16 protein-coding genes, 1 tRNA gene and 1 pseudogene are annotated in these 24333 nt (G+C 63.5%); 8 read left to right on the top strand and 10 right to left on the bottom strand.

The annotated features are described in order from the left end of the window. Positions 1-268 precede the first annotated feature (268 nt). Entirely contained in the window at positions 269-2011 is a 1743-nt protein-coding gene (gene treZ / locus Q363_RS16375) for a malto-oligosyltrehalose trehalohydrolase (protein WP_035352188.1), read from the bottom strand. Further along, positions 2004-4703, bottom strand: coding sequence for a malto-oligosyltrehalose synthase (gene treY / locus Q363_RS16370; RefSeq protein ID WP_035352187.1), 2700 nt, complete (start codon positions 4701-4703; stop codon positions 2004-2006). Before treY ends, treZ begins: the two co-directional genes overlap by 8 nt. Positions 4704-4898: 195 nt before the next feature. Between treY and treS the strand changes: the two are divergent. The 5 genes and pseudogenes from treS to Q363_RS42060 all read left to right on the top strand — a co-directional run. Next, positions 4899-6614, top strand: a pseudogene (treS, locus tag Q363_RS16365) (maltose alpha-D-glucosyltransferase); the annotation flags it as partial. 134 nt (positions 6615-6748) lie between these two features. Beyond that, positions 6749-7963, top strand: coding sequence for a hypothetical protein (locus Q363_RS16360; RefSeq protein ID WP_035352183.1), 1215 nt, complete (start codon positions 6749-6751; stop codon positions 7961-7963). 95 nt (positions 7964-8058) lie between these two features. Next, positions 8059-8787: a hypothetical protein gene (locus Q363_RS16355; protein ID WP_035352181.1), complete on the top strand. Its 729-nt coding sequence runs from the start codon at positions 8059-8061 to the stop codon at positions 8785-8787. Positions 8788-9051: 264 nt separating this feature from the next. Continuing rightward, positions 9052-10404 (top strand): alpha-galactosidase, encoded by a 1353-nt coding sequence (locus tag Q363_RS16350; protein WP_051978874.1) that lies wholly within the window; start codon positions 9052-9054, stop codon positions 10402-10404. 93 nt (positions 10405-10497) lie between these two features. Beyond that, positions 10498-10836, top strand: coding sequence for a hypothetical protein (locus Q363_RS42060; protein WP_169747014.1), 339 nt, complete (start codon positions 10498-10500; stop codon positions 10834-10836). 388 nt (positions 10837-11224) lie between these two features. Here Q363_RS42060 and fucP read toward each other — a convergent pair whose 3' ends face one another. Together fucP and Q363_RS16335 are read right to left on the bottom strand one after the other, a co-directional pair. Further along, entirely contained in the window at positions 11225-12553 is a 1329-nt protein-coding gene (gene fucP, locus Q363_RS16340; protein ID WP_035352180.1) for an L-fucose:H+ symporter permease, read from the bottom strand. An 82-nt stretch (positions 12554-12635) separates the two neighbouring features. Further along, the gene (locus Q363_RS16335) at positions 12636-13469 is read right to left on the bottom strand and encodes an amidohydrolase family protein (protein ID WP_035352179.1); all 834 of its coding nucleotides are present in this window, start codon (positions 13467-13469) and stop codon (positions 12636-12638) included. A gap of 212 nt (positions 13470-13681) precedes the next feature. Between Q363_RS16335 and Q363_RS16330 the strand changes: the two genes are divergently transcribed. Beyond that, the gene (locus Q363_RS16330; RefSeq protein WP_084080432.1) at positions 13682-15421 is read left to right on the top strand and encodes a S53 family peptidase; all 1740 of its coding nucleotides are present in this window, start codon (positions 13682-13684) and stop codon (positions 15419-15421) included. A 23-nt stretch (positions 15422-15444) separates the two neighbouring features. On the opposite strand, the gene Q363_RS16325 is transcribed toward Q363_RS16330, so the two are convergent. The 5 genes from Q363_RS16325 to cysD form a co-directional block, all read right to left on the bottom strand. Continuing rightward, entirely contained in the window at positions 15445-16014 is a 570-nt protein-coding gene (locus Q363_RS16325) for a nucleotidyltransferase family protein (RefSeq protein ID WP_035352178.1), read from the bottom strand. Beyond that, positions 16011-17123: an XdhC family protein gene (locus Q363_RS16320; protein WP_035352176.1), complete on the bottom strand. Its 1113-nt coding sequence runs from the start codon at positions 17121-17123 to the stop codon at positions 16011-16013. The genes Q363_RS16325 and Q363_RS16320 overlap by 4 nt, the downstream gene beginning before the upstream one ends. Positions 17124-17247: 124 nt before the next feature. Next, positions 17248-17943, bottom strand: a complete 696-nt coding sequence (locus Q363_RS16315; protein ID WP_157467001.1) for a phosphoadenylyl-sulfate reductase — start codon at positions 17941-17943, stop codon at positions 17248-17250. Beyond that, complete coding sequence (gene cysN / locus Q363_RS16310) at positions 17940-19607, bottom strand: sulfate adenylyltransferase subunit CysN (RefSeq protein ID WP_064742660.1); 1668 nt, start codon at positions 19605-19607, stop codon at positions 17940-17942. The genes Q363_RS16315 and cysN overlap by 4 nt, the downstream gene beginning before the upstream one ends. Continuing rightward, positions 19607-20545, bottom strand: coding sequence for a sulfate adenylyltransferase subunit CysD (gene cysD / locus Q363_RS16305; RefSeq protein ID WP_084080431.1), 939 nt, complete (start codon positions 20543-20545; stop codon positions 19607-19609). Before cysD ends, cysN begins: the two co-directional genes overlap by 1 nt. Positions 20546-21158: 613 nt before the next feature. Between cysD and Q363_RS45500 the strand changes: the two genes are divergently transcribed. Then, positions 21159-23405, top strand: a complete 2247-nt coding sequence (locus Q363_RS45500; RefSeq protein WP_035352174.1) for an Ig-like domain repeat protein — start codon at positions 21159-21161, stop codon at positions 23403-23405. 210 nt (positions 23406-23615) lie between these two features. Next, positions 23616-23692: transfer RNA gene (locus tag Q363_RS16295), tRNA-Pro, on the top strand. A gap of 345 nt (positions 23693-24037) precedes the next feature. On the opposite strand, the gene Q363_RS16290 is transcribed toward Q363_RS16295, so the two are convergent. Further along, positions 24038-24333, bottom strand: a 296-nt coding sequence (locus Q363_RS16290) for a transposase (protein WP_035352172.1), incomplete at its 5' end; no start/stop codon positions are given.

The following is a 24333-nucleotide window of genomic DNA, read 5'->3' as shown; positions in this document are numbered from 1 at the left end:
ACCTGTCTATCCTGTCCTCGTGCAAAAAATTCGTACTAACCTTCGGCCGCTGATTGCGTGCTTCAGCAAGGATGACTCATTGTTTCTGGGGCCTATACGGGAACAGACGATTCGGCGTTCCAAAAGTTTCCGCGAAAGAGCAGTTTCCACGGCCGCATCCGGGAGGAACACTCCTCGCCTTCGCATCCCGCGCTTAAGCCCACCTTAAAAAACCATCTCTCCCTGCGCAACATCGTCTCGCATCGTAAAACCGCAGCGACAAAGGACCTTATTCCGCGGAGAGAACAGCAAATCCGGCAGGCGGCAGAATCACCCTCTTACCCTCTGCCCGGACCTGGTCGCTCGATCCAAGGACCAGCCGATACCCCGCCTCGCCCGCAAGCTCCACCTGCGCCTCGCCCAGGTTGCACAACACCCTCACCCTTCCCCGGTCCATCACCAGCCAGCGTTTCTCCTCATCGAAGCGCACACGCGTCTGCCCCGGCTCTCCATCATTCAGCGAAGGCGAGCTGCGCCGCAGCGCGATCAGCCTCCGGCACCACGTCAGCATCTCCGCGCGGCTCCCCTCCTTCACCTCGTCCCACCTCAGCTTCGATCGCTCGAACGTCTCCCTGCTCTCCGGATCGGGAATCTCCTCCGGCCTCCACCCAAACGCTGCAAACTCTCTCCTCCGCCCCTCCGAGACAGCGCGCGCCATCTCCGGATCGTCATGGTGCGCAAAATACTGGAACGGAGACGACGCCGCGAACTCCTCCCCCTGAAACAACAGCGGCACAAACGGCGCCGTCATCACCAGGCCCAATCCAGCCTTCGCGCGATCGAGGCCGACGATGTGTTCCAGCCTGTCTCCCGTAGCGCGATTTCCCACCTGATCATGGTTCTGAATGAACCCCACAAACCTGTGCGTCGAAAGCCCCTCCACCGGCCTCCCATGCGACTTCCGCCGATACCCCGAATACATCCCGTCGTACACAAACACCTTCGTCAGCGCCTTTGCCAATTGCTCCATCGACCCGAAGTCGCCGTAGTACCCCTTGCCCTCATCTCCTGCATGCAGCACCGTAAACAGCGCGTGATGAAAGTCGTCGTTCCACTGCGCGTCCATCCCATACCCGCCCGCCTCACGCGGCTGCACCACGCGCGGATCGTTCAGGTCACTCTCTGCCACCAGCACCAGCCTGCGCCCCAGCACCGTCGACAGCTCCTCCACCTCCATCGAGAGCTGCTCCATAAAGTTAATCGCCGACCGGTCCACATACTCATGCACCGCATCCAGCCGCAGCCCATCGATATGAAACTCCCGCATCCACATCAGCGCGTTGTCGCAGAAGAACCGCCTGACCTCATCGCTCTCTTCAAACTCCAGGTTCACCGCATCGCCCCACGGCGTGCAGTGCCGGTTCGTCATGTACGGCCCGAACTTCCCCGAATAGTTCCCCACCGGGCCGAAGTGGTTGTACACCACGTCCAGCAGCACCGCGAGCCCATGCGCATGGCACGCATCCACGAACCGCTTCAATCCATCCGGCCCGCCATACTGCTCCCGCACCGCAAACAGCGCCACGCCGTCGTAGCCCCAGCCGAAGTCACCTGGAAACTCCGCCACCGGCATCAGCTCCACATGCGTCACGCCCGTCTCGGCTAAATGCCCTAGCCGCGAGATCGCTCCATCAAACGTCCCCTCCGGCGAGAACGTCCCCACATGCATCTCATACATCACCGCGCTCGCCAGCGGAGCCGCCTGCCATCGCTCATCGGTCCACGCAAACTCACCCGTGCCATACACCCGCGACGCACCATGCACACCATTCGGCATCCACATCGCCCGTGGGTCCGGATACGGCGTCGGATCATCGTCCACCAGAAACGAATAGTCGATCCCCGGCCCCGCCTGCTCCACCTGCGTGCTCCACCATCCGCGATCGCCCACCGCCCTCATCTCATGCCGCGCGTCCCCAATCTTCACCGCCACCCTGCCCACTCGCGGAGCCCACACCCGGAACTCATGCATCGGCGCGGTCCTCCCGCACCAGCAGAGCCACCGGAAACTCGCGCAGCAGCGACTTCATCGAGACCCCTCCTCCCGCCATCGCCGCACCCGTCAGCCGATTCGTCCACGTCCCCTCCGGCAGCACCACTGCCGTGTCGCGCCATGCGTCCATCACCTTCATCGTCAGCCTCGGCGTCACCGTCGCCACTGCATCGCCCCGCAGATACGCAACCACATGGTCGCCCCTGCTTCCCTCCACCCTCAGCGGCGTATACCCGGCCTCCGCGCCAAACCACTCCGGCCTCTCGCACCGCAGCCGCAGCGCCTGGTGGATCACCCACATCTTCGGCATCCCATCCTCCATGCGCGCCATCACGCGCGCCGCAACGTTCTCCCCCATCATCGACTTCATCTCCCGCAGCAGCGCCTTGCGCCGCTCATAGTCCACCGGTCTCCGGTTATCGGGATCCACCAGGCTCAGGTCCCACACCTCTGTCCCCTGGTACAGATCAGGAACTCCCGGCACCGTATGCTTCATCAGCGTCTGCGCCAGCGAGTTGATCCGCCCCGGCCCCTTCACGCGCTCCACAAACTGCTCCAGTTCGCGCAGGAATGGCTCATGTGCCATTGTCCGCGCGACAAACTCCATCAGCGCGTCCTCGAACTCCTTGTTGTTCGCCACCCACGACGTCTGCATCTTCGCCTCGCGCACAGCCTTCAGCATGTAGCCCTGCGCGCGCTCGATCGTCAGCGGCCACGCCCCAATCAGCGTCTGGTAGTACAGATACTCGGTGTTCGCATCCGGCATCGGTCCCGTCGCCGACTTATGCCGGAATGCCGTATTCATCCGCGCCCATCGCTGAATCGCCGAGCCGAACCGTCCCGGTATCTCCGACAGCACCGCCAGCCGTGCGCGAACATCACCGCTGCGCTTCGTATCGTGCGTCGTCAGCGCGGTCATCGTCAGCGGATGCGTCGCCTGCATCTTCGCGCAGTACTCGTGGAACTCCGCCACGCTCACGCCATTGCCTCCCGGATCGCCCCCCACCTCGTTCATCCCCGAGAGCCGGTTGTAACAGTAGTACGCCGTGTCCTCCACGCCCTTCGCCATCGCCGGTCCTGTGAACTGTTGGAACCGCAGCACAAACTCGCTCTCGTGCCGTCCCGTTACGACCATCGTCAACACGTCGCGCAGAAAGTTGAACAGGTCGCCGTCGATGTCCTGCCGCTTCGCCTTGGCGCACTCGGCCGCGTTCGCAATGTGCGCGCGGTCCTCGTCCGTAATCTCGTTCCGCCCCGGAACCACGTACGTCCGATAGATGTCCATGCACGCCGCCAGCTCGCGAATCGCCCTCCGCACCTCGGCCTGCGTGTAGTCGCGCCGGTCGCGGTTCGACTCGCAGATCTCCACAAACATCGTCGTCAGCCGGTTGACGTCGCTCCCCAGAGCCTCCTGCAGCACGTTGATCTTCTTGTCGTGGACGATCGCTCGATAGTCGGACAACTGCGCCGCCAGCTCTCTTCCCAGGTACCCCTGGTAGACACCCGTCAACTCCTGCAACCCCTGCGACGACAGCAGCACTCCTCCCACAGCATGCATGAAGTCGTAGCCGGTCGTCCCCTGGATCGGCCATCTCTCGCGCAGAAACTCTCCCGGCTCCAGGATCTTCTCGCCAATAATCCACGCCTCCGGAGCACGCTCGCGCAGCCTCGTCAGATACTCCAGCGGATCCCTCAGCCCGTCCGGATGGTCCACGCGAACTCCATCCAGCACCCCGCGCTTCAGCCAGTCCAGCACCAGCGCATGTGTCTCTTCGAACACATGCTCGCGCTCCACCCGCAGCCCCACCAGCGAGTTCACATCGAAGAACCTGCGATACCCCAGCTGCTGACCCGCCGTCTTCCAGTACGCCAGCCTGTAGTACTGCTGATTCAGAAAATCATCCAGCGCGTCCTTGTTCTCATTCAGCTCCTGGACCGACCGCGCGATCCCATCGCACACTCCCTGCTCCTCGCCGCACAGCCGCTCCAGCAGCGCGTACAGCACCACCTTGTCGTTGTGCCGTGCCAGAACCTTGCGGCGATCCTCAAACTCCGGCGCCGGCAGCCTCCCGAACGACGCCGCCAGAAAGCTCAGCGTCTTCGACCGCGCGTACTCCGCCGCCCGCGCCAGAATCGCCGGAAGCGTCTGCGGAGCCACGGGCAGCGTGTGACTCGCCGCCTCCACTTGAAATTTGTTCCCAACGCGCGACACGCATATCCCCCCGCGCTGCAGCACGCGGCCGTACTGGCCGTCGAGGACGGGCACCAGAATCTTGTCCCTCAGCCGCTCCTCCGCCGGCTGCCAGTCGATGTCGAAGAACGACGCATACCGGCTCGACGTCCCGTTCTCCAGCACATCCCACCAGTAACGGTTCTCCTTGCCCAGCGACATGTGGTTCGGCACGATGTCCTGCACCTGCCCCATCCCCAGTTCGCCCAGCCTCGCTGAAAACCGCTCGTGCCCCTCCGCTCCGCCCAGCTCCTGGTTCACGCTCTGGTGCGACACCACGTCGTACCCATGCATGCTCCCCGGAGCAGCCTGCAGGTACGGCGAACAATAGACATGCGATATCCCCAGCTCACGCAGATATCCCGCCACCTCTGCGGCGTCGTCAAACGTAAATTCCTTATGAAGTTGCAAACGATAGGTGGAGATCGGAACACGCAACATGGACAAACCAGTCGAAGAGCCGCAAGTTAAAAAAGTTTAGAGTTTAAACGACAAGTTTCTTCAGTCTTTCGCTGTTAGACCCTTGGTCCGTGAAAAGGGGTTGTACCCTGCTCCTATCGCATTGAAAATGTGTGCCCTGCAACCGACTGCACACTCCACGCATCTCCTAATCGAGAAAGAGAGAGCCGCCACCACGTGAAGAAAGCCGGAAGCGCCACAGACCCCCTCTGGTACAAAGACGCCGTCCTCTACGAACTGCACGTCCGCACCTTTCAGGACTCCAACGGTGATGGCATCGGCGACTTCCCCGGCCTCATCTCCCGCCTCGACTACCTCCAGGAGCTCGGCGTCACCTGCCTCTGGCTCCTCCCCTTCTTCCCCTCGCCCCTGCGCGACGACGGCTACGACATCGCCGATTACACCAGCGTCAACCCCTCCTACGGCACCATCGACGACTTCAAGCGATTCCTCGCCGCCGCCCACCTGCGCAACATGCAGGTCGTCATCGAGCTCGTCATCAATCACACCTCCGACCAGCACCCCTGGTTCCGGGCCGCGCGCCACGCCCCGCCCGGCTCCCCCGAGCGCGACTTCTACGTCTGGTCCCACACCGATCAGCTCTACAAAGGCGTGCCCATCATCTTCTCCGACACCGAAAAATCCAACTGGACCTGGGACGACACCGCCAAAGCCTTCTACTGGCATCGCTTCTTCTCCCACCAGCCCGACCTCAACTTCGACAACCCCGCAGTCATGGAAGAGGTCCTCAAAGCCATGCGCTTCTGGTTCGACCTCGGAGTCGACGGCCTCCGCCTCGACGCCATCCCCTACCTGGTCGAGCGTGACGGCACCACCTGCGAGTCCCTCCCCGAGACCCACGCCATCATTCGCCGCCTGCGCGCCGCCATCGACTCCGAGTACACCAATCGCTTCACCCTCGCCGAGGCCAACCAGTGGCCCCCCGAGGTCCGCCCATACTTCGGCGACGGCGACGAGTGCCACATGGCCTTTCACTTCCCGCTGATGCCGCGCATCTACATGGCCCTCCGTCAGGAAGACCGCCTCCCCATCGCCGACATCATGGCCCAGACGCCCCCCATTCCCGACTCCTGCCAGTGGGGCCTCTTCCTCCGCAATCACGACGAGCTCACCCTCGAGATGGTCACCTCCGACGAGCGTGACTACATGTACTTCGCCTACTCCGCCGACCCGCGTATGCGCGTCAACTCCGGAATCCGCCGTCGCCTCGCCCCCCTGCTCGACAACAACCGCCTGCGCATCCAGCTCCTCAACTCCATCCTCCTCAGCTTTCCCGGAACCCCCATCCTCTACTACGGCGACGAGATCGGCATGGGCGACAACATCTACCTCGGCGACCGCAACGCCGTCCGAACCCCCATGCAGTGGAACTCCGACCGCAACGCCGGCTTCTCCACCGCCAACCCCGCCCGCCTCAGCTTCCCCGTCGTCATGGACCCCGTCTTCGGTTACCAGGCCGTCAACGTCGAAGCCCAGCTCTCCGATCAGTCCTCCCTCCTCCACTGGACCCGCAACATGATCGCCCTGCGCAAGCTCTTCCAGGTCTTCGGCCGCGGAACCCTCGAGTTCCTCAACCCCGAAAACCGCAAGATCCTAGCCTACGTCCGCCACTACAACCCCACCTCGCCTTCTCGCGAAGCCACTCCCATCGGCGCCGCGCGCAACGTCACCTCTCCCGGAACCGAGACCGTCCTCTGCGTCGCCAACCTCTCCCGCTTCGCCCAGCCCGTCTCCCTCGACCTCTCCGAGTTCTCCGGCATGACCCCCGTCGAGATGCTCGGCTACGTCCCGTTCCCCCGCATCACCGGCCAGCCCTACGCCCTCACCCTCGCCCCTTACTCCTTCTTCTGGCTCGAGCTGCAGCCCTCGCCCGAGACAACCTAATGATCGCTCCGGTTCACCGGCGATTTCCACCATCTCCGCCGGCTTACCTTCCTCCCCCGCCCGCATCTCAACTCAGGTAACCTCATCTCTAACGCCCTACGCAAGGAAGAACCGTCCGCACGATGGCCTCAACGCCCACCAACACCGCAGCCGCCTCCCCCGAGACTGCCTTTCCCGCAGAGACCGACCTGCTCATTCATCTCTCAGCGGTCTCACCAGAAGCCCTTGAGCCGGCACTGTCCAACCTCGCCCTCGCCTTCCCCGGCCAGACCATCCCCGTCGCTGTTCCCGACATCGCCCCCAACCTCACCGCCTCCCAGTCCTTCAACACCCTTCGCCTGCTGCCCTACACCCCCGCCGCCTCCTCGACCGCCAACTGGGTCCTCACCGCAGCCGACTACTTCAACGCATTCAAGCTCGCTCAGGAACACAACGTCGCCGCCTGCCTCCTTCTCGGTGCCGAATCCCACACTCTGTCACCCCAGTCCCTCCGCAACCTCGCCTCCGCCACACTCTCCTCCAGCTCCGACCTCATCGTCTCCCACTACCATCCCGGCCCGCGCGAAGGCCTCCTCAACTCCGCAATCCTCTATCCCGTCACTCGCGCTCTCTTCGGAGCCCGCCCCCGATTTCCTCTCGCCATCGATCTCGGCATCTCGCTCCGCATGGCCCAGCGCCTCGCCACCGCGGCCCAGCGCTTCACTGCCTCCGACCACGAGGACGCCGTCCTCTGGCCCGTCGCCGAGGCCTCCGTCGCCGCCTTCTCCATCACCGAGGTCGACGTCCCTCAGCGCGCCGCCCCTCAACCCGCCGCCGCCGACCTCAACGCCATCCTCAACCTCATCGCCGGCTCCCTCTTCGCCGACATCGACGCCAGGGCCGCCTTCTGGCAGCGCCTCCGCGCCACCGTCCCCCCTCGCATCATCACCGCCCCTCCCCCGCCCACCGAACCCCTCGACGTCTCCCCCATGCTCGAGTCCTTCCATCTCGCCTACGCCAACCTGCAGGAGATCTGGGCCCTCGTCCTCCCACCGCACACCCTCCTCGGCCTCAAGCGGCTCTCCGCCATGCCTCTCGAGGCCTTCCGCATGGCCGACAGCCTCTGGGCTCGCATCGTCTACGACTTCATCCTCGCCTACCGCCTTCGCACCATCAACCGCGGACACCTCCTCGGCGCCCTCACGCCGCTCTACCTCGCCTGGGTCGCCTCGCACCTCATCCTCGTTCACAACGGAGTCCCGCCCGAACGCCACATTGAAGAGGTCGCCGCAGCCTTCGAAACCGACAAACCCTATCTCGTATCCCGCTGGCGCTGGCCCGACCGTTTCAACCCATAACAAACACTAACTCGCTGACCCGCTAACTCGCTGACTTGCTGACTCGCTGACTCGCTGACTAGCTCTCAAGCATCCAACCAAAGGAGACCAACCTCATGTGGCAACAAGTCGAACTCGCCCTGAGCCAATCCGCCCACCGGGCTCTCGTCACTCTGGCCAACTTTCTCCCCGGCCTCCTCGCGCTCATGCTCGCCGTCCTCATCCTCACCGGGTTAGGAGCCCTGCTCGCCACGCTCCTTCGCCGCTTCCTCACCGCCATACGTTTTGACGAACGCCTCTCCCGCAACTCCGTCATCCCGCTCGAATGGGCGCCCTCCCACAGCCCTACGCTTCTCGCCACGCGCCTCGTCTTCTGGGCGCACGTCGTGCTCGGCGGCCTCATCGGAATCTCCGCCTTCGACGCCGCCTACGCTGGCAACTCGCAGATGTCCTTCTTCCTGGTCCCCTACCTCACCCACTCCGTCGGAGCCATCCTTCTCTTCATCTTCGGCACCCTCATCGCCCGCTTCCTCGCCCGCACCGTCCTCATCGAGGCCGTCAACGCCCGCTTGCAGTACGCCCGCGCCCTCTCCATCGGCGTCAAATGGCTCGTCCTCATCCTCACCACCGCCATGGTCCTCGACCACCTCGAAATCGGCGGAACCATCGTCGATCTCGCCTTCGGAATCCTCTTCGGCGGCATCGTCTTCACCCTCTCCCTCGCCATCGGCCTCGGCTCCCGCGACATCGTCAGCCGCTCCCTCGAAAGAAACGTCGACACCGAAACCCTACCCCCCGACGCCACCTACAAAACCACCACCCACGAAACCCTCCGCCACTTCTAACCGCACCGTTGCTTTGGCTTTTGCTTTTGCCTTTTGCTTTTGCTTTTGCTTTTGCTCGTCATTCTGAGCCGAAGGCGAAGAATCGCAGCATTGCCTTTGTTTTTTGCCGTTGCTGTTGCCTTTGAGGTAGGCCTGGTCTACAGCCCAGGCGTCTCCGCCCTCCACAGATCAAGGCGCTTTACCCCACAACCAAATTTTCACCGCCGCACACCATCTTTCACCCTTCAAAACCAACTACGGTCCCGCTGCGCTATCATTCCCTCCATGCGCCGCATCCTCACCCTGCTCCTTCTCCTGCCTCTCTCCGCCCAAGCCCAGACCCAAAAACTAGCCCAGCACCCCTACATGGGCTGGAGCAGCTGGTCCTTCCTCCGCAGCAAGGTCTCCGAAGAAAAGGTCAAAGCCCAGGTCGACTCCCTCTTCGCCGCCCATCTCCCCGACTACGGATACCGCTACATCAACCTCGACGCCGGATGGACCGACGGCTACGACGACCACGGCATCCCCAAGCCCAACCTGACAACCTTCCCGAGCGGCATGGACGGCTTCGGCCAGTACCTCCACGCCAAAGGCCTCCTCTTCGGCATCTACATGAACCCCGGCATCGACCCCAAGCTCTACGACGCCAACCCCGTCATCGAAGGCACCACCGCCCACATCAAAGACATCACCATCACCACACTCCCCGGCAGCACCCACAAGGGCTCCTACAAGATCGACTTCACCAAACCCGCCGCCCGCGCCTACATCTTCTCCATCCTTCGCCAGTTCTCCCGCTGGAAGGTCGACTTCGTCAAGCTCGACTTCGTCGGCCCCGGCGGCGGCAATCTCCCCGCCGACAACCGCGAGGAGGTCCGCGTCTGGCACCAGGCCATCCTCGCCACCCACCGCCCCATCTGGCTCGAGCTCTCCAACTGGATGTCCATCGACCAGGCTCCGCTCTGGCGAGAGACCTCCAACGGCTGGCGCATCGAAAACGACGTCGAGTGCTATCCCTGCGGCCGCTCCACCGACCCCGCCATCAAAGGCAACCTCACCATCTGGTCCAAGGTCTCCGAACGCTTCGCCGACCTTCGCCCCTGGATCTCCTACGCCGGGCCGGGAACAAACGGCTCCGCGGGCGGCTGGAACGACCTCGACTCCCTCGAACTCGGCAATGGCGACAAGGACGGCATCACCCCCGCCGAGCGCCAGACCATGTTCATCCTCTGGGCCATCTCCTGCGCTCCGCTCTATCTCGGCACCGACCTCACCCGCATGGACCCCGCCGACCTCGCCATCATCACCAACCGCAGCCTCATCGCCATCAACCAGGCCGGCATCCCCGCAGCCCCCCTCGACCTCCAGCAACTCCACAACAAACCCCAACAAGCCTGGTTCACCAAAAACCGCGACGGTTCCTTTACCCTCGCCCTCTTCAACCTCGGCCCCGACTCCGCCCCCATCAAGTTCAGCTGGCGCGAACTCGACGCCCTCCGCGACACCCACTTCATGCACCACCCACCCACCCTCACCGACCTCGTCACCAACCTGACCGTCCCCACCCCACCCGAAGACATCGACTTCACCCTCGACTCCCACGCCTCCCGAGTCTTCCGCCTAACCCCGAAGCCCTGATCCCCCGAGAGAAAAACGGTTGTCGCAACCGTCGATCTCAATTGAAAGTGTCATCCTGAGCGAGCGCGCAGCGCGAAGTCGAAGGATCTGCGTTTGCCGTTGACGTTGCTGTTGCTGTTGCCTCTACTGTTGCCTTTGCTGTTGCCTTTGCTGTTGCCTTTGCTGTTGCTGTTGCCTTTGCTGTTGCTGTTGCCTTTGCTGTTGCTGTTGCCTTTGCTGTTGCTGTTGCTTTTGCTGTTGCTGTTGCTGTTGCCTTTGCTGTTGCTGTTGCCTTTGCTGTTGCTGTTGCTGTTACCTTTGCTGTTGCTGCGGCGTTTTCTGTTGCTGTTGCTGTTGTCTTTGCTCGTCATTCTGAGCCGAAGGCGAAGAACCCCCGCATTTCGCTTTTGCCTTTGTTGTTGCTGTTGCCGCTGCCTTTGCTCGTCATTCTGAGCGAAAGCGAAGAATCGCAGTATTTGCGCTGCCCGCCCAACCACTCGGTCCCGACCGCGCCCCTTCGCTCAAAGCGCAATGTCTCCACCGGCGCCCTTGACCCCGCTCCCCACGCCCGCGCCTTATTTCGCCCTTGACACCGTCAACGTCGTTAGAGATGTCAAGCCCCTAACGCTACGAAAATCCCCCTAAACCAAACAAACGAAACCATTAACCCCACAACCCAAAGTTGCCGATTAATTACCCTCAGCCTGTTAAACTAGAACCATAGAGAGCAAACAGAGATCCCCGGCCAGGACCGGGGATTTTCTTTGCCGTGAAAAGGAGGAAGTACCAACCTAACTCCAATCTTTCGAAGACCTTGCACAAAGAAGTACCGGGGGGGGACCTAGTACGCCGGCCCCGAAAGCAGCGTCCGCTGGGTCGACTGATAGAACCCATACACCGCCACACCCACAAACCCGGCCAGCGGAACGATGTACCCCAGCGCCATGCTCCCCGTCTGCCGAGCAATAAACCCGGCGACCGGTGGAAACACCGCCCCGCCGACGATCGCCATCACCAGAAGCGAGCCACCAAGCTTGGTATTCCGACCCAGCCCCTTCAGCCCCAGGGCGAAGATCGTCGGAAACATGATCGACAGGAAGAACCCGCTCGCGACCACCGACCAGGCTCCCAGCAGCCCCGGACGCAGCACCGTCACCAGCATCAGCACTGCATTGATCGCCCCATACGCCCCTAGCAGCAGGCTGGGACGCACATACCGCATCAGCCACGTCGAAACAAATCTGCCCACCGCCAGCGCAATCAGCGTCGCCGTCAGGTAGTGCGCCGCCGTCCGCTCGCTAGCCACCGTGTACTGCTTCATGTAAGGAATCAAACTGCTCCAAGACGAGATCTGAGCCCCCACGTTGCAGAAGTTCGCCGCAACCGCAACCCAGATCGACGGTGTCCGCAGCAGCTCTGCAAAGCTTCCATGGTCCTCGCCCGCGCCCTCATGCTCGGACTGGATCACCGGAAACTTCGTCAGCAGAAGAATCAGCGCAAACGCCAGCACCACGGCACCGAAGGCCATATACGTCGGAACCACCCGCATGATCTCGCCATGCAGAAACGCCTGATACGTCCCGTTCGCCTTCATCCCCGCAATCTCGGCCGCATTCGGCTCCACGCCCGAGAAGATGAAGTAAGTCCCGATCAGCACCCCGGTGATTGTCCCCGGAGGATTGAACGACTGCGAGAAGTTCAGCCGCTGCTCCGACGTCACCGGATCGCCGAACTGCGCAATAAACGGATTCGCCGCCGTCTCCAGGATCGAGGCGCCGCACCCGACCGTGAACAGCGCGATCAGGAACATCGCATACTCACCGCGCACCGCCGCCGGCAGAAACAGCAGCATCCCCGCGCCGAAGAGCACGAGGCCCGTCACCATGCCGGCCTTATACCCCCACCGCCGCATCAGCAACCCAGCCGGGATCGCCATGCAGAAGTAGCCAAAGAAATTCGCAGTCTGCACCAGCTGCGCCGAGAACTGCGAGAGTTCCAGCGACTTCCGGAACTGCTGCACCAGAATGTCCGTCAGGTTGTTCGACATCCCCCAAAGGAAGAACAACACCGTCACCAGAACAAAGGGCAGCATATGCCCCACCGGAAACACCGGATGCTTGCCTGTTGCGCCTGTCTTGCTCCCTGTCGTCACTGGTGCTGAGATCTGCATTCGTTCTCCGTTCCCTGAAACCTCTGTTTCATCCGCGACGAGAATCCTACATGCTCATCGCCACAACCGGCACCGCAGCCCGCTACAACCGATACACGCGCGCCGCCGTCCCGCCAAATACCGCGTCACGCTCCGCCTCGCTGAACCCGGCGAAGTACTCCTCAAGCACGCCGAACCACTGCGCATATCCGCAGGCCACCAGGCACACCGGCCAGTCCGACCCCGCCATCAGCCTCCCCGGCCCAAACGCCTCGACCACCGCGTCGAGATAAGGCCTCAATGTCTCCGCCGTCCACCCACCCCAGTCGGCCTCCGTAACCATCCCCGACACCTTGCACGAGACGTTCTCTCTCTTCGCCAGCTCGCGAATCCGCGAAGCCCACGGCTCCAGAACTCCCTCGCGAATCCTCGGCTTCGCAACATGATCCAGCACAAACGCCTGCTCCGGATGCAGGTCCACAAACTCGATCGCCTGCGGAAGCTGCCGCTCATAGATCAGCACGTCGTACACCAGCCCGCTCCCGAGCATCGTGCGAATCCCGCGATTGAACTCCTCGCACAACAGGAACCTCTCATCCGGCTCCGCCTGGACGATATGCCGCAGACCCTTCAGCTTGGGCCTTTCCGCAAACTCCTCCATCACACCCGCAAACTCCCGCGCGGCAATCGGAGCCCACCCCACGACGCCGCGGATCGCCTCGCACCTCTCGGCCAAATCCAGCAGCCACCGGGTCTCCTCCACCGTCTGCCGCGCCTGCACCGCGACCGCCCCATCCACCCCCACCGCCCGCATCTCCGCCCTCAGGTCTTCCGAAAGGAAGTCCCGCCGCAACATGCGCATCGCATCATTGATCCACCGGTACTCCTCCGCCGTGTACCGCCACAGGTGATGATGCGCATCGATCTTCTCCGTCACCCAGCCTCCTCCATCTCACATCCAAAAATACACTTCCAAAGATGAAAGTGGGAACCAGCTTCATCGCTTCTTTCGGGGCCCGCCGCCATCGGCCGCTTCTATACCCAAGCGCCATCGCCCTTTTCCCCGCACCCCAACAGGGATACCATGGTGCACGCACGCGCATCTCTCGGCTCTCTCATTTTGAGCACTACTTATAACCGGAGGAATTCATGGCGTCCAGGAAACCAACCGCTCGCTTCTCTATGCAGAGCCGCACCGCCCTTCCCGGAAGCGAGAAGGCTCCCGCGGCTCCAGCCGTAGCGGAGAAGGCAGCCCCCCTTGCAGGCAAGCTCACCGTCTCAGTCATCGTCCGGCGCAAAACGCCGCTCAAGGCAGCGCACACCTCCGGCAGACAGCGCCTTACCCGCGCCCAATTCCGCGCCAGCCACGCCGCCGATCCTGCCGCCGTCAAGGCCGTTCGTGCCTTTGCCAAAGAGTTCGCCCTGACGGTGCAGCCCGGCACACCCGCGCCCGGCCGCCGCACCATCAAGCTCACCGGAACCGTCGCCAACATGCAGCGAGCCTTCGGAGTCGCCCTCATGCATAAGACACTCGATGGAGGCACCTACCGGGTCCGCGAGGGCAGCATCACGCTCCCTTCTGAGCTCGCCGACTACGTCGTCGCCGTTCTCGGCCTCGACAACCGTCCCCAGGCGGAACCTCACTTCCGCGTCGCCGGCGAAGAGGACGGCCTCGCTGCCAGCATCGCCCAGGGCGAAGGCTTCGCCCGTCCCCACGCCGCAGCCAACGCCTCCTACACGCCTGTCCAGGTCGGCCAGCTCTACGGCTTCCCCGCAGGCGCCACCGCAACAAACCAGTCCATCGCCCTCATCGAGCTTGGAGGAGGCTTCCGTCAGGCCGACATCACCGCCTACTTCAAATCTATCGGTCAGAAGACTCCCAAGGTCGTCGCCGTCTCCGTCTCCGGAGGCAAGAACTCCCCCAGCAACGCCAACAGCGCCGACGGCGAGGTCATGCTCGACATCGAAGTCGCCGCTGCCGTAGCCCCCGGCGCACGCATCATCGTCTACTTCGCCCCCAACACCGACCAGGGCTTCATCGACGCCGTCGCCACCGCCATCCACGACTCCACCTACAACCCCAGCGTCATCTCCATCTCCTGGGGCGCGGCCGAGGTCAGATGGACCCCGCAAGCCATGGCCGCATTCGACGCCGCGTGCCAGTCCGCGGCCGCCCTCGGTGTCACCATTACCGTAGCCTCCGGCGACAACGGCTCGTCCGACGGAGTCACCGACGGCCAGAACCACGTCGACTTCCCATCCTCCAGCCCGCACGTTGTAGCCTGCGGCGGAACCAACCTGCAAGGCTCCGGTTCCACCATCACGTCAGAAGCCGTGTGGAATGCGCAGCCCCGCGGCGGAGCGACCGGCGGCGGAGTCTCGAACGTCTTCGCCCTGCCAACCTGGCAGTCCGGCGCCGGTGTCCCCAAACCAACGAACACCTCCGGAGGCCGCGGCGTCCCCGACGTCTCCGGCGACGCCGACCCCGCCACCGGCTACATTATTCGCGTCGACGGCCAGACGATGGTGATCGGAGGAACCAGCGCCGTCGCTCCCCTCTACGCCGGACTCCTCGCGCTCGCCAACCAGCAGAACGGCAAGTCCGCCGGCTTTATCAATCCGGTCATCTACAACGCCAAGGCGAAGACAGCCTTCCGCGACATCACCCAGGGAAACAACGGCAGCTTTCCTGCCTCCTCCGGATGGGACCCCTGCACCGGCCTCGGCTCGCCCATCGCCCCAAAGTTCATCACAGCCGTCAAGCCCGCGAAGTCTACATCAGGCAAGGGCAAGACGAAGACTGTGGCGCGACCGCCGAAGAGCCGCCCCTCGGCTGCACGCAAGAAGTCAGTCGCCGGCAGAGCTTCGATCGTACGAAGAGGCCGATAGCCTCCGGCCGTCATCGGCTCTGCTCACGCCGGTTGACGGCCAAACAACTCCTGCGCGCGCTTCAGGTCCTCTGGCGTATCCACATCCAGCTCCCCACCGGCAAGCTGCAGTGCTTTTGCATCCTTCAACAGCTCTCGCGCGCCCCCATCTCCGCGCAGCTTCTTTAACTCCTCAAAGATCGTTCGCGGGAAATAAGCAGGAACGCCGCGCCGTCCGGTATACGCCGAGGCCATCACCTCACCCGACGCCATCAAAGCGCGCAGATGCTCCGCCGTGACTGCAGGCTGATCGCACGTCACGATCACGCATCCGTCCACGTTCGGAGGCAACTCCCCGATTCCAGCGCGCACCGACGATCCCATCCCCTCGTCCCACGCGTCATTCATCACCACCACGGCATCCCCCAGCACGCAACGCTTGCGCACTTCATCTGCTGATGCTCCCAGCACGACGACCACTCGCGCGCACCCTGCCTCACGGCACACACGGACAGAGCGCTCCAGCAACGTCTCTCCACCGAGTCGAACCAGTTGCTTCGGTTCACCAAGCCGCTGCGAAGCCCCAGCCGCGAGTATGACCGCAGCAACACTCACCGCGCCTCATCCATCGCGCACTGCGTCTGCAGGTACCGCGAAGCCCCTCCCTCGCGCACATGCCTCGCGACGTCCACCGCTGACAGCCGTCGTGAACCCCCAAGCTTGCCCATGCACGCCGCCTGCGCCTCCGCCATCACCGCCAGCGCGATCGCCTCCGGCCCATCGCCTCCGAGATCCAGCCCCACAGGAGCCCATATCCTCTCGCAGCACGCTTCCACCGCCAACCCCGTCATCGCCGCCACCTCGCTCACCAGCAACGAGCTTCTGTGCCGCGCACCCAGCAGTCCCAGGTATCGCGGCGCAATCGGAAGCAGTGCAGCCAGCAGCCCGCGGTCCTGCTCATAGCTATGCGTCATCACCACAACAGCGTCGTCTGCGCCGATTCCCAGCCTCGTCACGCCATCGTCCGCCAGCGCCACCACGCGCTCTGCCTCTGCGAACCGCTCCGCCCGCGCCAGATGCGCCCTGCCATCCGCAACGATCACGCTCCATCCCATCATCGCCGCCATGGCAACCAGCGGCTTCGCATCATCCCCCGCTCCCAGCACAAAGAGCCTCTGCGGCCCGCACATCTCCTCCACAAACCGGCCCTCGTACTCCTCTCCCGGCCGCAGCCCCTGCGCGCACGCAAGCTTCTTCTCTCCCAGCCCTTCGCTTGCAAACACAACCTCGCCGCCTGCTCCCAGAACCACTCTTCGCAGCGACCTCCCTTCTCCCGGAAACCACGTCACCACAGTCGATCGCTCCCCACCAAGCGCACGCTCCATTGCATGCAGCAGCGCCGCACACTCCGGAGTCTCCACCGGCTCCAGCAGCAGATCCACTACTCCGCCGCAACCCAGCCCATACGGAACCTCCGCGGTGTCATCGAACATCGTCGAGTAGCGCTCCACCACCGCGCCCTCGCGTACCTTCCACTCCGCCTTGCGCGTGACCTCGGTCTCCAGGCATCCGCCGCTGATCGTCCCGGCGTACGCTCCCGCCCGCCCCAGCAGCAGCCTCGCGCCGGGCCTCCGATAACTCGATCCCTCCACCCGCACCACAGTCACCAGCACACGAGCCCCACCCCGTCGCCAAAGCCCGACGATCTGCCGCCGCTCCATCATGGAAAGAGCTTAGTCCTCACCAAGCACTCCAGCCAACCACAGCTCGCATTGCGTTTTTGTCGTCATTCTGAGCGAAGCGAAGAACCCCCGCATTTCGCCTTTGCAGTTGCTTTTACTCCGTACTCTATGCCTTCTCCGAAAACGTGTGGATGCCGCACTCCAGCTTCTTTCCACCCCAGCGTCCACTCCGCGCATCCGCACCCGCCTCCGGAATCGCCGTGCACGGCTCGCACCCGATGCTGGTATATCCGCGAGCATAGAGCGGCAGCTGTGGAATCCCCTCCCGCTCTGCATATTCGGTCACTTGCGCCCAGTCCCAGTCCGCCAGCACGCTCACCTTCTTCAGGTGCCGTCCCGTAGGAAGCCTATGATCTTCAACCTTCTTCAATCCAGCCCGCGTCGGCGACTGCTCCCTGCGCAAACCCGTAAACCACCAGTCGAACGGCTCCAGCGACCGCATCAGCGGCTCCACCTTACGCGCCTGGCAGCACGCCGCCGGCTCAACGATGTGCAGCTTGCCGAACTGTCCTTCAAACTCCTTCACCGTGGTCGTAGGCAAAGCGTTCACCAGGTTCAGCCCCCACTCTCTCGTCATGCGATCGCGATACTCGATCACCTCCGCGAAGTGATATCCCGTCTCCAGAAAGATCACCGGAACATCCGGCAGGTGCCGCCGGAGCATATGCAGCGCGACCATATCCTCCGTCTGAAAGCTAGACGTCAGACACACCGAGCCTTTCGCCGCGGCCTGCGCAACTTGCGCCACCAACTCCTCGGCAGCTAACGCTTCGTAGTCCACCGTTGCTTCGATCACACTCATTCCATCACTCCCGCAAGACGCAGAACCTCGTCCTCATGCAAACCTTCTCCCACCACGACCGCCCCGCCGGCGAATCCCTCAACCGCACGAACCACCTCGGCCAGCCTCTCCGCCGAGAACTCCCGCGCCGTGATCGCCGTCACGCCTGCCAGTCCAAGCGCCCGAACAACGGGCACCAAAGCATCGTCTGGAATCAGTGCATCGTCGATCATCGCCACTCGCTGCAACCGTAGCTCCAGCGCCTCACGAACCCGCTCTGCCAGCTGCGGCCTCCCCGGCACAAGCACCAGGGTGGCCCTCACGTGCTCGTTATCAGCTGCCTCCGCCGCGCCCACGATCATCGCCGCGCCAACGGTCGCATTCGTCACGCCATCGATCAGGATCATCGAGCCCGTAGTCCTGCTCTCGGCATAAGCATCGAAGAACAGCGGCAGATTCGTCTCCAGCTCCACCTCGGCGATCTCGTTCATCGCCAGCTCCTCCGCCTGCCCCTGCTCCAGCGATCCCACGTCCACGCGATAACGAATCGCCTTTACGGTCGCCCGCACCGTGCGTGTGGTGTGCTTCGCCACGTAGGTCCGCCCCACCACCAGCGGCTCCTCGTGCATCCACACCACCATCGTGCGCAGATGCCGGGAGATCTCCGGCGTGCCGTGCCCGCCCTCCGCCGCAACCAGCATCTCGCCACGGCTCAGGTCAATCTCGTCCTCAAGTTCCACCGTTACGCTCTGCGGGTAAGCTGCAGCCGGAAGATCACCGTCCCAGGTGACGATGCGCTTCACTACCGTCTCGCGCCGCGAAGGCAGCGCCGTCACTCGGTCACCAGCGCGCAGCACACCACGCGCCACCTGTCCGGCAAACCCGCGAAAACTCGCATCCGGCCGCTGCACCAGCTGCACCGGAAACCGAAGCGGACCATCCTGCCCGCCCGTGGCCAGCGGTACCGTCTCCAGAAACTCCAGCAACGTCGGCCCGTCGTACCACCTCATCTCCGCGCTCGGCGCAACAACGTTATCGCCCTCCAGCGCACTCACTGGAATCACCGTCACGCTCTTCAAGCCCAGCCGCGAGGCAAACTCCACAAACTCCCCGCGAATCGCCGCGAACGTCTCCTCCGCATAGCCGACCAGGTCCATCTTGTTCACCGCAGCAACCACATGCGGGATTCCCAACAGCGAAGCAATGTAGGTGTGCCTGCGCGACTGCGGCAGCAATCCGCCCTCGCGCAGATACGCCTTCGCGTCGATCAGCACCACCGCCACATCCGCCGTCGAAGCCCCCGTCGCCATGTTGCGTGTGTACTGCTCATGCCCCGGCGTGTCCGCGATGATGAACTTCCTTCGCGACGTCGAGAAATACCGGTACGCCACATCGATCGTGATGCCCTGCTCGCGCTCCGCCTTCAGCCCATCGGTTAGCAGGGACAGATCCACGTGCCCGTTCGCCGCGCGATTCACGCGACTCTTCTTCACCGCGGCCAGCTGATCCTCATACACGCTCTTGGTGTCGTGCAGCAGCCGCCCGATCAGCGTGCTCTTGCCGTCATCCACGCTCCCGGCCGTCGTGAACCGCAGCATCTCCTGCCCCAGATGCGCCTCCAGAAACTCCTCAAATCCAAGCGTCGTGCCTTCTACTCCCTGTTCCCTGTTCCCTGTTCCCTGCATTAGAAGTAGCCCTCCCGCTTCTTCACCTCCATCGACCCTTCCTCGTCATGGTCGATGGCGCGATTCTCCCGTTCGCTCCTGCGGAACGTCTGCAGCTCTTCGATAATCTTCGGCAGCGTGTCCGCCTCGCTGCGCATCGCGCCCGTGCACGGCAGGCAGCCCAGCGAGCGCATCCTTACCTTCACCCTCTCGACTTCCTCTCCGGGCAGCAGCTTCATTCCGTCGTGATAGAGCGTCATCTGCCCACCGCGCACCACCAGCGGCCGCTCCCTCGCAAAGTACAGCGGAACGATCGGAATCTTCTCCGCGTGCAGATAAAGCCATATATCCAGCTCCGTCCAGTTCGACAGCGGAAACACCCGTATGCTCTCGCCCTTCCTCAGCCGCGAGTTGTACAGGCTCCAAAGCTCCGGCCGCTGATTCTTCGGGTCCCACTGCCCCGCGGCATCGCGAAAGCTGTACACCCTCTCCTTCGCTCGGCTCTTCTCCTCGTCGCGCCGCGCACCGCCGAACGCCGCGTCGAACCCGCCCTCGGCGAGGGCATCCAGCAGGCTCCGCGTCTTCAGCAGCCCGCAGCAGCTCTGCGTCCCCAGCGTGTAAGGATTCGCCCCCGCCGCAATCGCCTCTTCGTTGCGGTGCACGATCAGCTCCGCGCCGATCTCCTTCGCATACGCATCGCGAAACGCAATCATCTCGGGAAACTTGTAGCTCGTGTCCACATGCAGCAGCGGAAACGGAATCTTCCCCGGATAAAACGCCTTCTGCGCCAGCCGCAGCATCACGCTCGAATCCTTGCCGATCGAATACAGCATCACCGGCCGCGCAAACTCCGCCACCGCCTCCCGCAGAATCGCGATGCTCTCCGCCTCAAGAGCCTGCAGATGGTTCAGCCTCGCCGGGCCCAGAGTTGTGTCCGTTTCAACAGCAATGGAAGTCATTGGAGTCGTCACCTCCAGAGGGTCCTGCGCGAAAGCTGCACCACAGGCCTCTGTGCTCAAGAGGAAATCAGTTGTCTGAAAGGAAGGAGAGGGGTCGCGTCAGCACGAACAACGACACGGACACAGGGGGAGCGTCCGGCAACAACAACAAGCGCGCTGAGCAAAAGCCAACATCTCCCTCTCACTATAGAGGTCCAATCGCCGCCCCGCAACCGTCCTCCGCGGCCAACGGCCTCCGATTTCGCGCATAAGAAGCTGCCTCCCATGAACCAAGGGAAAAACATTTTCCACTCCCTCGTCCGCGCCAAGTGGCAAAACTTTTCACACCCTTGTCAGCCGTAACCCGTTCCGAACGAGCTGCTTTGGTCACTCCAAGGGCCATCCATACCCGTCTTCACCCAAAAACCGGATTCGGTCCCTTGTTTTGCACAGACTCTGCAGAAATATGCCACTTGATCCGCCTTTGGCATCCGCCCTGCAACGAAAGTTGCAGCCGACGCGAGGCCCCAAAACACCAAGAGCCTCCCGGGCCTCGCGCCAGGCAAAGAACAACCCAGACGACAAAGCCTTACCTTGCAGCACTTTGCACCATCCGAACCCTAGGAGATCTGCCATGGCTTACCCTCGTACCCGCGGCTACGAAGTTGCAACTCTCGCCGCCATCGCCCTGCTGCTCTTTCCATCTCTCCTCTTTTCACAGGTCGCCGCCGCACCGGCCATCACGCGCTGGGCCGGCGGTGGCCCCTCTGTCTTCAACGGCGACCAGGGCCTCGCCGCCTCCATCAACCTCAACGCCCCGACAGTCGTCCTCCTCGACGCCACCGGCAACCAGTATCTCTCCGACACCGGCAACAACTGCGTCCGGCGCATCGACCCCTCCGGCAACATCACAACCATCGCCGGCCTCGACACCTCAGACAGCCCGGACACCTGTGACATCGCCTCCAATCTCGCTCCCTCACCCTCGCAGGGTCTTTCCCACCCCACCGGCCTCGCCCTCGACGCCGCCGGCCGCCTCTATATCGCCGATTCGCTCCACCACTGCATCCGCTCCCTTGCCCCCGGGTCCACCGGAACCGCCTCGCTCACCACCGTCGCCGGGACCTGCGGAGCCGACGCCTCTGCATCCATCACCCCAAACCCCCAGGGCCTCGCCCTCGACTCAAGCGGAAACCTCTACGTCGCCAGCCAGAGCCCAGGCACCACCTCCAGCGCTCCGGCCTATCAGGTCATCCGCCACGCCGCCTCCTTCGGCCCCTCCGATGCCTGCCTCATCGCCGGAACACCCTCGGCCCACCTCACCCTCTGCCCCAACATCTCCGGCATCGCGCGCCTCGACCACCCCACCGGCCTCGCCTTCGACTCTGCCGCAAACAACCTCTACATCGCCGACACCGGAAACCAGTGCGTCCGCATCCTCATCGGCCTCGCCGCACTCGAGACCGCCGCCGGTCAGTGCGCCAGCGACGGCACCGGCACATCGCTCACCACACTGCGCAACCCTTACGGACTCGCCCTAACGCCAACAGGCTCGCTGCTGATCACCCAATCCAGCCCAGACACCGTCGTCTCCCTCGCCCCCGGCGCCACCGCCCTCACCCTCATCGTCGGCCTTCCCAACGGAGCCGCCGGCCCCTACACCTCCTCCCAGGACGGCGCGCCCGCAACCTCCGTCCCGCTCTACGCGCCGCGCGGTCTCGCCGTCGATCGCCTCGGAGCCATCGTCCTCGCCGACTCCGGCAACAACATCCTCCGCCGCCTCGCTCCCACGCTCGCTCCCCTCACCATCGACGTATCGAGCGCCAGCCGGCTCTACGGCTCCCCCAACCCCGAGTTCACCGGAACCGTGACCGGCGCGCTCCCCACCGAGAAGATCGGCGACACCCTCGTCATCACCTACTCCACCGCCGCCACCGCCCGATCCGCAAGCGGACGCTACGCCATCACGGCCACCGTCTCCGGACCCTCGGCTGCCAGCTACGCCGTCACCATCCACCCCGGCACACTCGAGATCGACCCCGCCGCCACGTCCACCGCGCTCAACTCTTCCTCCGCGTCCCCAGTCGCAGGCTCGACCGTCACCTTCTCCGCCAGCGTCACCTCCGCAGCCGGGACCCCCGCCGGAGTCGTGGCCTTCTACGACAACGGCACGAAGCTCCTCGGGACCTCCACCCTCAGCTCTGCTGGGGCTGCCTTTTTCTCCACCTCCTCGCTCGCCGTCGGAGACCACGTCATCGCAGCCATCTTCCGCGACACGGCCAACTACACCACCAGCGCTGCCGTCCTCGACGAGACCATCACCGCAGCCACCGGCAGCTTCACCCTCGCCGCCTCCCAGCCCGTCCCCGCCGCACGCAGCGCCGGACAGTCCGTCTACCAACTCACCCTCAACTCCATCGGCATCTTCTCCGGAACCGTTGCGTTCTCCTGCGGTGGCCTGCCCGCCGGCGGCTCCTGCGCCTTCAGCTCGAACCCCACGCTCGCCCCCGGCAGCGCCGCAAACGTCACTCTCACCATCACCACGCCAACAACCCACGCCTCGCTTGCGCAACCATCTCCAACGGCCGGCCTCGCCCCCCTCGCCGCCACGGCCGTCTTCCCCTTTGAACTCCCCGCCCTCGGCGTCCTTCTCTCCACCCTCCGACGGCGCAAGCGCACCGGCGGACACACCCTCACTCTCCTTACCCTCGTAGCCTTCACCATTGCGCTCGCCGGCCTCACCGGCTGCGGGGCCGGAGGCTCCACCCCTGCTAACGCTGCGGCGACCCAGACCACCAGCTACACCGTAGTGGTCACCGGAACCAGCCTCACCTTCGCCGCGCCGCAGCAGACCGTCACCCTCACCATACCGGCGCAGTAGCAACCTTGATGTACTCGGGGAGGAGAACACTAGGGACTCCTCCCCCTCCTTTCTTCCTGCCGCTCTCCACGTCCCGCGACCGAAAATATCTGCTAAACTAATTCAGTCGGAAACAGCGCTCCAGCAGGCAGCACGCGGCGATCCCGAACCTCGCCCGCCACCCTGAGCATCGCGGACGCTCCTCTCTCCGGCACCCACCGCATCACAAGTCGGGGCGTAGCGCAGCCTGGTAGCGCACCTGCTTCGGGAGCAGGGGGTCGGAGGTTCGAATCCTCTCGCCCCGACCATTTACTTAGTTTTTTCCTTTCAATAATTTACGAGCGCACCCTTTGGTAGATTTGAACTGCGGAATGCATGCCGCTAGCCTGTCAGGCTAACGGCCCACGAAATTTCCGAAACGCCGACATTTGCAGGCAGGTGCGCGAAGGTAATTGCGTCGCCGCCGTCGCGATCCGTTCGAACGTCTTCAGACTAGCTTCTCTAAGAGCTTGTTGAATTTGACCACGGCGGTGCGGATTCCGTGGGGATTGGCGCTCTGTCGCCGATGCAGTTTGTTTGTAAGTGGTATTTCGGCTGTATTCACGGGGCATTGCTTGGCCTCCGGGAATCGCTCCCGGAGGCCGCGCCGGGTTTCAGGCGCACTGCTCCCTGAACCTCCCATGCTGTCGTTGCGCGATGAGCCTGGGCAGCCGGATCAGGTTGTGGGCGGCGCAGCTGAAGACGAACAGCCAGTCCACCTTCTCCAGGCCACGCAGCTTGACCTGGCGCAGTGGTCCGATCTGCTTCAGCCAACCAAAGCCTCTCTCAACCAGCCATCTGCGGCTGAGGCTGATGCCATAACCAGGCTGGCGTGTGGTCCGCCGATCCAGATTGCTACGGCGGCCCTTCTCGTTCTTCGTAACATGCGGAGTGACATTCATCTCACGCG

The sequence above is a fragment of the Edaphobacter aggregans DSM 19364 genome (genome assembly GCF_000745965.1).
Classification (GTDB): domain Bacteria; phylum Acidobacteriota; class Terriglobia; order Terriglobales; family Acidobacteriaceae; genus Edaphobacter; species Edaphobacter aggregans.
Note: the sequence above shows the minus strand (reverse complement) of the source record. Positions and strands in the feature narration are given on the sequence as shown.

Excerpts from the sequence above, each read along its gene's own strand:
- Q363_RS16350 (WP_051978874.1), top strand. The coding sequence starts at position 9,052 with ATGCGCCGCATCCTCACCCTGCTCCTTCTCCTGCCTCTCTCCGCCCAA.
- cysD (WP_084080431.1), bottom strand. The coding sequence starts at position 20,545 with ATGACTTCCATTGCTGTTGAAACGGACACAACTCTGGGCCCGGCGAGG.
- Q363_RS16360 (WP_035352183.1), top strand. The coding sequence starts at position 6,749 with ATGGCCTCAACGCCCACCAACACCGCAGCCGCCTCCCCCGAGACTGCC.
- Q363_RS16355 (WP_035352181.1), top strand. The coding sequence starts at position 8,059 with ATGTGGCAACAAGTCGAACTCGCCCTGAGCCAATCCGCCCACCGGGCT.
- treZ (WP_035352188.1), bottom strand. The coding sequence starts at position 2,011 with ATGCATGAGTTCCGGGTGTGGGCTCCGCGAGTGGGCAGGGTGGCGGTG.
- Q363_RS45500 (WP_035352174.1), top strand. The coding sequence starts at position 21,159 with ATGGCTTACCCTCGTACCCGCGGCTACGAAGTTGCAACTCTCGCCGCC.
- fucP (WP_035352180.1), bottom strand. The coding sequence starts at position 12,553 with ATGCAGATCTCAGCACCAGTGACGACAGGGAGCAAGACAGGCGCAACA.
- Q363_RS16320 (WP_035352176.1), bottom strand. The coding sequence starts at position 17,123 with ATGATGGAGCGGCGGCAGATCGTCGGGCTTTGGCGACGGGGTGGGGCT.
- Q363_RS16315 (WP_157467001.1), bottom strand. The coding sequence starts at position 17,943 with ATGAGTGTGATCGAAGCAACGGTGGACTACGAAGCGTTAGCTGCCGAG.
- treY (WP_035352187.1), bottom strand. The coding sequence starts at position 4,703 with ATGTTGCGTGTTCCGATCTCCACCTATCGTTTGCAACTTCATAAGGAA.
- Q363_RS16330 (WP_084080432.1), top strand. The coding sequence starts at position 13,682 with ATGGCGTCCAGGAAACCAACCGCTCGCTTCTCTATGCAGAGCCGCACC.
- cysN (WP_064742660.1), bottom strand. The coding sequence starts at position 19,607 with ATGCAGGGAACAGGGAACAGGGAACAGGGAGTAGAAGGCACGACGCTT.